General features: G+C 52.7%; 5 protein-coding genes. All 5 read left to right on the forward strand.

Translation table 11 applies throughout. The features are described from left to right. The first annotated feature begins 116 nt into the window (after positions 1 to 116). The 5 genes from glgB to glgP are packed head-to-tail and all read left to right on the forward strand — an operon-like array spanning position 117 to position 9,485. Positions 117 to 2,303, forward strand: a complete 2,187-nt coding sequence (glgB, locus tag ABZJ92_RS03735; protein WP_001283716.1) for a 1,4-alpha-glucan branching enzyme — start codon at positions 117 to 119, stop codon at positions 2,301 to 2,303. Further along, positions 2,300 to 4,273 carry a glycogen debranching protein GlgX gene (gene glgX / locus ABZJ92_RS03740; RefSeq protein ID WP_000192556.1) on the forward strand — a complete coding sequence of 658 codons (1,974 nt, stop codon included), beginning with the start codon at positions 2,300 to 2,302 and terminating at the stop codon, positions 4,271 to 4,273. The genes glgB and glgX overlap by 4 nt, the downstream gene beginning before the upstream one ends. Positions 4,274 to 4,290: 17 nt before the next feature. Then, positions 4,291 to 5,586: a glucose-1-phosphate adenylyltransferase gene (gene glgC, locus ABZJ92_RS03745; RefSeq protein WP_000253975.1), complete on the forward strand. Its 1,296-nt coding sequence runs from the start codon at positions 4,291 to 4,293 to the stop codon at positions 5,584 to 5,586. Further along, positions 5,586 to 7,019, forward strand: a complete 1,434-nt coding sequence (gene glgA / locus ABZJ92_RS03750; protein WP_001197654.1) for a glycogen synthase GlgA — start codon at positions 5,586 to 5,588, stop codon at positions 7,017 to 7,019. Before glgC ends, glgA begins: the two co-directional genes overlap by 1 nt. An 18-nt stretch (positions 7,020 to 7,037) precedes the next feature. Next, positions 7,038 to 9,485 (forward strand): glycogen phosphorylase, encoded by a 2,448-nt coding sequence (gene glgP, locus ABZJ92_RS03755; RefSeq protein ID WP_000993449.1) that lies wholly within the window; start codon positions 7,038 to 7,040, stop codon positions 9,483 to 9,485. Positions 9,486 to 9,595: the final 110 nt, after the last annotated feature.

Below are 9,595 nucleotides of genomic sequence, written 5' to 3' on the forward strand. Positions count from 1 at the left end.
GAGGACGACGCAGAGAGGATGCACAGAGTGCTGCGCCGTTCAGGTCAAAAAAATGTCACAACCAGAAGTCAAAAATCCAATTGGATGGGGTGACACAATAAAACAGGAAGACAAGCATGTCCGATCGTATCGATAGAGACGTGATTAACGCGCTAATTGCAGGCCATTTTGCGGATCCTTTTTCCGTACTGGGAATGCATAAAACCACCGCGGGACTGGAAGTCCGTGCCCTTTTACCCGACGCTACCGATGTGTGGGTGATTGAACCGAAAACCGGGCGCAAACTCGCAAAACTGGAGTGTCTCGACTCACGGGGATTCTTTAGCGGCGTCATTCCGCGACGTAAGAATTTTTTCCGCTATCAGTTGGCTGTTGTCTGGCATGGTCAGCAAAACCTGATTGATGATCCTTACCGTTTTGGTCCGCTAATCCAGGAAATGGATGCCTGGCTATTATCTGAAGGTACTCACCTGCGCCCGTATGAAACCTTAGGCGCGCATGCAGATACTATGGATGGCGTCACAGGTACGCGTTTCTCTGTCTGGGCTCCAAACGCCCGTCGGGTCTCGGTGGTTGGGCAATTCAACTACTGGGACGGTCGCCGTCACCCGATGCGCCTGCGTAAAGAGAGCGGCATCTGGGAACTGTTTATCCCTGGGGCGCATAACGGTCAGCTCTATAAATACGAGATGATTGATGCCAATGGCAACTTGCGTCTGAAGTCCGACCCTTATGCCTTCGAAGCGCAAATGCGCCCGGAAACCGCGTCTCTTATTTGCGGGCTGCCGGAAAAGGTTGTACAGACTGAAGAGCGCAAAAAAGCGAATCAGTTTGATGCGCCAATCTCTATTTATGAAGTTCACCTGGGTTCCTGGCGTCGCCACACCGACAACAATTTCTGGTTGAGCTACCGCGAGCTGGCCGATCAACTGGTGCCTTATGCTAAATGGATGGGCTTTACCCACCTCGAACTACTGCCCATTAACGAGCATCCCTTCGATGGCAGTTGGGGTTATCAGCCAACCGGCCTGTATGCACCAACCCGCCGTTTTGGTACTCGCGACGACTTCCGTTATTTCATTGATGCCGCACACGCAGCTGGTCTGAACGTGATTCTCGACTGGGTGCCAGGCCACTTCCCGACTGATGACTTTGCGCTTGCCGAATTTGATGGCACGAACTTGTATGAACACAGCGATCCGCGTGAAGGCTATCATCAGGACTGGAACACGCTGATCTACAACTATGGTCGCCGTGAAGTCAGTAACTTCCTCGTCGGTAACGCGCTTTACTGGATTGAACGTTTTGGTATTGATGCGCTGCGCGTCGATGCGGTGGCGTCGATGATTTATCGTGACTACAGCCGTAAAGAGGGGGAGTGGATCCCGAACGAATTTGGCGGGCGCGAGAATCTTGAAGCGATTGAATTCTTGCGTAATACCAACCGTATTCTTGGTGAGCAGGTTTCCGGTGCGGTGACAATGGCTGAGGAGTCTACCGATTTCCCTGGCGTTTCTCGTCCGCAGGATATGGGCGGTCTGGGCTTCTGGTACAAGTGGAACCTCGGCTGGATGCATGACACCCTGGACTACATGAAGCTCGACCCGATTTATCGTCAGTATCATCACGATAAACTGACCTTCGGGATGCTCTACAACTACACTGAAAACTTCGTCCTGCCGTTGTCGCATGATGAAGTGGTCCACGGTAAAAAATCGATTCTCGACCGCATGCCGGGCGACGCATGGCAGAAATTCGCTAACCTGCGCGCTTACTATGGCTGGATGTGGGCATTTCCGGGCAAGAAACTGCTGTTCATGGGGAACGAATTTGCCCAGGGCCGCGAGTGGAACCATGACGCCAGCCTCGACTGGCATCTGTTGGAAGGCGGCGATAACTGGCACCACGGTGTCCAGCGTCTGGTGCGCGATCTGAACCTCACCTACCGCCACCATAAAGCAATGCATGAACTGGATTTTGACCCGTACGGCTTTGAATGGCTGGTGGTGGATGACAAAGAACGCTCGGTGCTGATCTTTGTGCGTCGCGATAAAGAGGGTAACGAAATTATCGTTGCCAGTAACTTTACGCCGGTGCCGCGTCATGATTATCGCTTCGGCATTAATCAGCCAGGTAAATGGCGTGAAATCCTCAATACCGATTCCATACACTATCACGGCAGTAATGCAGGCAATGGCGGCACGGTACACAGCGATGAGATTGCCAGCCACGGTCGTCAGCATTCACTAAGCCTGACGCTACCACCGCTGGCCACTATCTGGCTGGTTCGGGAGGCAGAATGACACAACTCGCCATTGGCAAACCCGCTCCCCTCGGCGCGCATTACGACGGTCAGGGCGTCAACTTCACACTTTTCTCCGCTCATGCCGAGCGGGTAGAACTGTGTGTCTTTGACGCCAATGGCCAGGAACATCGCTATGACTTGCCAGGGAACAGTGGCGACATTTGGCACGGTTATCTGCCGGATGCGCGCCCGGGTTTGCGTTATGGTTATCGCGTTCATGGCCCCTGGCAACCCGCCGAGGGGCATCGCTTTAACCCGGCGAAGTTGTTGATTGATCCTTGCGCGCGGCAAATTGACGGGGAGTTTAAAGATAACCCGCTGCTGCACGCCGGTCATAATGAACCTGACTATCGCGACAACGCCGCCATTGCGCCGAAATGCGTAGTGGTGGTTGATCACTATGACTGGGAAGATGACGCCCCGCCGCGCACGCCGTGGGGCAGCACCATCATTTATGAAGCCCATGTCAAAGGATTAACGTACTTGCACCCGGAGATCCCGGTCGAGATCCGTGGCACTTATAAAGCCCTCGGGCATCCGGTGATGATCAACTATTTGAAACAATTGGGCATTACCGCGCTGGAACTGCTGCCAGTGGCGCAGTTTGCCAGTGAACCACGTCTGCAACGCATGGGGCTAAGTAACTACTGGGGTTACAACCCGGTGGCGATGTTTGCGCTGCATCCGGCGTATGCCTGCTCGCCAGAAACGGCGCTGGATGAGTTTCGCGATGCAATCAAAGCACTGCATAAAGCGGGTATCGAAGTCATTCTTGATATCGTGCTCAACCATAGTGCGGAACTGGACCTCGACGGCCCGTTATTCTCGCTGCGTGGGATCGATAACCGTAGCTATTATTGGATAAGAGAAGACGGCGATTATCACAACTGGACCGGTTGCGGCAACACGCTCAATTTGAGTCATCCGGCGGTGGTGGATTATGCCAGCGCCTGCCTGCGTTATTGGGTAGAAACCTGCCACGTCGATGGTTTCCGCTTTGATCTGGCGGCAGTCATGGGCCGTACGCCAGAGTTCCGTCAGGATGCGCCGTTGTTTACCGCTATCCAGAACTGCCCGGTGCTCTCGCAGGTGAAGTTAATTGCTGAACCGTGGGATATCGCTCCTAGTGGTTATCAGGTGGGAAATTTCCCGCCGCTGTTTGCCGAGTGGAACGATCATTTCCGCGATGCTGCCCGTCGTTTCTGGCTACATTATGATTTGCCTCTGGGGGCGTTTGCCGGGCGTTTTGCTGCCTCCAGCGATGTTTTTAAACGTAATGGTCGTCTGCCGAGTGCCGCGATTAATCTCGTCACCGCGCATGACGGTTTTACGCTTCGCGACTGCGTTTGCTTCAACCATAAACACAATGAAGCAAACGGAGAAGAAAATCGCGACGGGACCAACAACAATTACAGTAACAATCATGGTAAAGAAGGGTTAGGCGGTACTCTTGACCTGGTTGAACGGCGGCGCGACAGCATTCATGCCCTGTTAACAACGTTGTTGCTCTCCCAGGGCACGCCGATGTTACTGGCCGGTGACGAACATGGTCACAGCCAGCATGGCAATAACAATGCCTACTGTCAGGATAACCAATTAAACTGGTTGGACTGGTCGCAGGCAAGCAGTGGTTTAACCGCATTTACCGCCGCGTTAATCCATCTGCGCAAGCGCATTCCCGCTTTGGTGGAGAATCGCTGGTGGGAAGAAGGTGACGGCAATGTCCGTTGGCTAAATCGATATGCTCAACCTTTAAGCACGGATGAGTGGCAAAACGGGCCGAAACAGCTGCAAATTCTGCTCTCGGATCGCTTTTTGATCGCAATTAACGCCACGCTTGAGGTAACAGAGATTGTTTTACCTGCTGGGGAGTGGCACGCCATTCCCCCATTCGCTGGAGAGGATAACCCAGTGATTACGGTTGTCTGGCAGGGACCTGCACACGGATTGTGTGTGTTCCAGAGATGATAAAAAAGGAGTTAGTCATGGTTAGTTTAGAGAAGAACGATCACTTAATGTTGGCGCGCCAGCTGCCATTGAAATCTGTTGCCCTGATACTGGCGGGAGGACGTGGTACCCGCCTGAAGGATTTAACCAATAAGCGAGCAAAACCGGCCGTACACTTCGGCGGTAAGTTCCGCATTATTGACTTTGCGCTGTCTAACTGCATCAACTCTGGGATCCGTCGTATGGGCGTGATCACCCAGTACCAGTCCCACACTCTGGTGCAGCACATTCAGCGCGGCTGGTCATTCTTCAATGAAGAAATGAACGAGTTTGTCGATCTGCTGCCAGCACAGCAGAGAATGAAAGGGGAAAACTGGTATCGCGGCACCGCAGATGCGGTCACCCAAAACCTCGACATTATCCGCCGTTATAAAGCGGAATACGTGGTGATCCTGGCGGGCGACCATATCTACAAGCAAGACTACTCGCGTATGCTTATCGATCACGTCGAAAAAGGCGCACGTTGCACCGTTGCTTGTATGCCAGTACCGATTGAAGAAGCCTCCGCATTTGGCGTTATGGCGGTTGATGAGAACGATAAAATTATCGAATTCGTTGAAAAACCTGCTAACCCACCGTCAATGCCGAACGATCCGAGCAAATCTCTGGCGAGTATGGGTATCTACGTCTTTGACGCCGACTATCTGTATGAACTGCTGGAAGAAGACGATCGTGATGAGAACTCCAGCCACGACTTTGGCAAAGATTTGATTCCCAAGATCACCGAAGCCGGTCTGGCCTATGCGCACCCGTTCCCGCTCTCTTGCGTACAATCCGACCCGGATGCCGAGCCGTACTGGCGCGATGTGGGTACGCTGGAAGCTTACTGGAAAGCGAATCTCGATCTGGCCTCTGTGGTGCCGGAACTGGATATGTACGATCGCAATTGGCCAATTCGCACCTACAATGAATCATTACCGCCAGCGAAATTCGTGCAGGATCGCTCCGGTAGCCACGGGATGACCCTTAACTCACTGGTATCCGGCGGTTGTGTGATCTCCGGTTCGGTGGTGGTGCAGTCCGTTCTGTTCTCGCGCGTTCGCGTGAATTCATTCTGCAACATTGATTCCGCCGTATTGTTACCGGAAGTATGGGTAGGTCGCTCGTGCCGTCTGCGCCGCTGCGTCATCGATCGTGCTTGTGTTATCCCGGAAGGCATGGTGATTGGTGAAAACGCAGAGGAAGATGCACGTCGTTTCTATCGTTCAGAAGAAGGCATCGTGCTGGTAACGCGCGAAATGCTACGGAAGTTAGGGCATAAACAGGAGCGATAATGCAGGTTTTACATGTATGTTCAGAGATGTTCCCGCTGCTTAAAACCGGCGGTCTGGCTGATGTTATTGGGGCATTACCCGCAGCACAAATCGCAGACGGCGTTGACGCTCGCGTACTGTTGCCTGCATTTCCCGATATTCGCCGTGGCGTGACCGATGCGCAGGTAGTATCCCGTCGTGATACTTTCGCCGGGCATATCACGCTGTTGTTCGGTCATTACAACGGGGTTGGCATATACCTGATTGACGCGCCGCATCTCTATGATCGTCCGGGAAGCCCGTATCACGATACCAACTTATTTGCCTATACCGACAACGTATTGCGTTTTGCGCTGCTGGGGTGGGTTGGGGCAGAAATGGCCAGCGGGCTTGACCCATTCTGGCGTCCTGATGTGGTGCATGTGCACGACTGGCATGCAGGTCTTGCGCCTGCGTATCTGGCGGCGCGCGGGCGTCCTGCGAAGTCGGTGTTTACTGTGCACAACCTGGCCTATCAAGGCATGTTTTATGCACATCACATGAATGACATCCAATTGCCATGGTCATTCTTTAATATTCATGGGCTGGAATTCAACGGACAAATCTCTTTCCTGAAGGCCGGTCTGTACTATGCCGATCACATTACGGCGGTCAGTCCAACCTACGCTCGCGAGATCACCGAACCGCAGTTTGCCTACGGTATGGAAGGTCTGTTGCAACAGCGTCACCGTGAAGGGCGTCTTTCAGGCGTACTGAACGGCGTGGACGAGAAAATCTGGAGTCCAGAGACGGACTTACTGTTGGCCTCGCGTTACACCCGCGATACGTTGGAAGATAAAGCGGAAAATAAGAGCCAGTTACAAATCGCAATGGGGCTTAAGGTTGACGATAAAGTGCCGCTTTTTGCAGTGGTGAGCCGTCTGACCAGCCAGAAAGGTCTCGACCTGGTGCTGGAAGCCTTACCGGGGCTTCTGGAGCAGGGCGGGCAGCTGGCGCTACTCGGCGCGGGCGATCCGGTGCTGCAGGAAGGTTTCCTTGCGGCGGCAGCGGAATACCCCGGTCAGGTGGGCGTTCAGATTGGCTATCACGAAGCATTTTCGCATCGCATTATGGGCGGCGCGGACGTCATTCTGGTGCCCAGCCGTTTTGAACCGTGCGGCTTAACGCAACTTTATGGATTGAAGTACGGTACGCTGCCGTTAGTGCGGCGCACCGGTGGGCTTGCTGATACGGTTTCTGACTGTTCTCTTGAGAACCTTGCAGATGGCGTCGCCAGTGGGTTTGTCTTTGAAGATAGTAATGCCTGGTCGCTGTTACGGGCTATTCGGCGTGCTTTTGTACTGTGGTCCCGTCCTTCACTGTGGCGGTTTGTGCAACGTCAGGCTATGGCAATGGATTTTAGCTGGCAGGTCGCGGCGAAGTCGTACCGTGAGCTTTACTATCGCTTGAAATAGTTTTCAGGAAACGCCTATATGAATGCTCCGTTTACATATTCATCGCCCACGCTTAGCGTAGAAGCTCTTAAGCACTCTATCGCTTACAAGCTGATGTTTACGATTGGAAAGGACCCGGTCGTCGCCAATAAACATGAATGGCTGAACGCAACGTTATTTGCTGTGCGCGATCGTCTCGTGGAGCGCTGGTTACGTTCAAACCGTGCCCAGTTGTCGCAAGAAACTCGTCAGGTTTACTACCTGTCGATGGAGTTTTTGATTGGCCGTACGCTCTCCAACGCCATGTTGTCGCTAGGAATTTACGAAGATGTACAGGGCGCACTGGAAGCGATGGGGTTAAATCTCGAAGAGCTGATTGATGAAGAAAATGACCCAGGCCTCGGTAACGGTGGCCTGGGACGTCTGGCGGCTTGCTTCCTTGATTCTCTGGCGACGTTAGGGTTGCCGGGGCGCGGTTACGGCATCCGCTATGACTACGGTATGTTCAAGCAGAACATCGTTAACGGTAGCCAGAAAGAGTCGCCAGACTACTGGCTGGAATACGGTAACCCGTGGGAATTCAAACGCCACAACACGCGCTATAAAGTCCGTTTTGGTGGTCGCATTCAGCAGGAAGGTAAAAAAACGCGCTGGATTGAAACCGAAGAGATTCTGGGAGTCGCTTACGATCAGATAATCCCTGGTTACGACACCGACGCGACCAACACGCTGCGTTTGTGGAGTGCGCAAGCCAGTAGCGAAATTAACCTCGGTAAATTCAACCAGGGTGACTACTTCGCGGCAGTGGAAGATAAAAACCACTCCGAGAACGTATCTCGCGTACTGTATCCGGATGACTCCACCTACTCCGGGCGTGAGCTGCGCCTGCGTCAGGAATACTTCTTGGTTTCCTCGACCATTCAGGACATTTTAAGCCGTCATTATCAGTTGCATAAAACCTACGATAACCTGGCGGATAAAATCGCGATTCATCTCAATGATACCCATCCGGTACTGTCGATTCCTGAGATGATGCGTCTGCTGATCGATGAGCACCAATTTAGCTGGGACGACGCGTTTGAGGTGTGTTGTCAGGTCTTCTCCTACACTAACCACACGCTGATGAGCGAGGCGCTGGAAACCTGGCCGGTTGATATGCTGGGTAAAATTCTGCCGCGTCACCTGCAGATCATCTTTGAAATCAACGACTATTTCCTGAAAACCTTGCAGGAACAGTATCCGAACGATACCGATCTGCTGGGACGGGCGTCGATCATTGATGAATCCAACGGTCGTCGTGTGCGTATGGCCTGGCTGGCGGTTGTTGTGAGCCACAAAGTTAACGGTGTATCGGAACTGCACTCTAATCTGATGGTGCAATCGTTGTTTGCCGACTTTGCGAAAATCTTCCCGGGTCGTTTCACCAACGTCACCAACGGTGTGACGCCGCGTCGCTGGCTGGCGGTAGCGAACCCATCGCTTTCAGCCGTGCTGGACGAACACCTGGGCCGTAACTGGCGCACCGACCTTAGCCTGCTTAATGAGCTGCAACAACACTGTGATTTCCCAATGGTTAATCACGCTGTGCATCAGGCGAAGCTGGAGAACAAAAAGCGTCTGGCAGAGTATATCGCCCAGCAGCTGAATGTGGTGGTGAATCCAAAGGCGTTGTTCGATGTACAAATCAAACGTATTCACGAATACAAACGTCAATTGATGAATGTGTTGCATGTGATTACCCGCTATAACCGCATCAAGGCCGACCCGGATGCGAAGTGGGTACCGCGCGTGAATATTTTTGGCGGTAAGGCGGCTTCGGCCTATTACATGGCGAAGCACATTATTCATTTGATCAATGACGTAGCGAAAGTGATCAACAACGATCCGCAGATTGGCGATAAGCTGAAAGTCGTGTTCATCCCGAACTACAGCGTTAGCCTGGCGCAGTTGATCATTCCGGCGGCAGATCTGTCTGAACAGATTTCGCTGGCAGGGACGGAAGCTTCCGGCACCAGTAACATGAAGTTTGCGCTTAACGGTGCGCTGACTATCGGTACGTTGGACGGTGCGAATGTCGAGATGCTGGATCATGTCGGTGCTGACAATATCTTTATTTTTGGTAACACAGCGGAAGAAGTGGAAGAACTGCGTCGTCAGGGCTACAAACCGCGTGAATACTACGAGAAAGATGAGGAGCTGCATCAGGTGCTGACGCAAATCGGCAGCGGTGTATTCAGTCCGGAAGATCCGGGTCGCTATCGCGATCTGGTTGATTCGCTGATCAACTTCGGCGATCACTACCAGGTACTGGCGGATTATCGCAGCTATGTCGATTGTCAGGATAAAGTCGACGAACTCTACGAGCTTCAGGAAGAGTGGACCGCAAAAGCGATGCTGAACATTGCCAATATGGGCTACTTCTCTTCTGACCGTACTATCAAAGAGTACGCTGATCATATCTGGCATATCGATCCGGTGAGATTGTAATTTCACTAATAAATAGAACGGGGCCAAAGGGTCTAATGCCGATCAGTTAAGGATCAGTTGACCGATCCAGTGGCTGTGTAAGAATCCGGAAACGCTCACTTGTTTCCGGA

The sequence above is a fragment of the Shigella sp. FJ200513 genome, from assembly GCF_040495915.1.
Taxonomy (GTDB): Bacteria; Pseudomonadota; Gammaproteobacteria; order Enterobacterales; family Enterobacteriaceae; genus ECMA0423.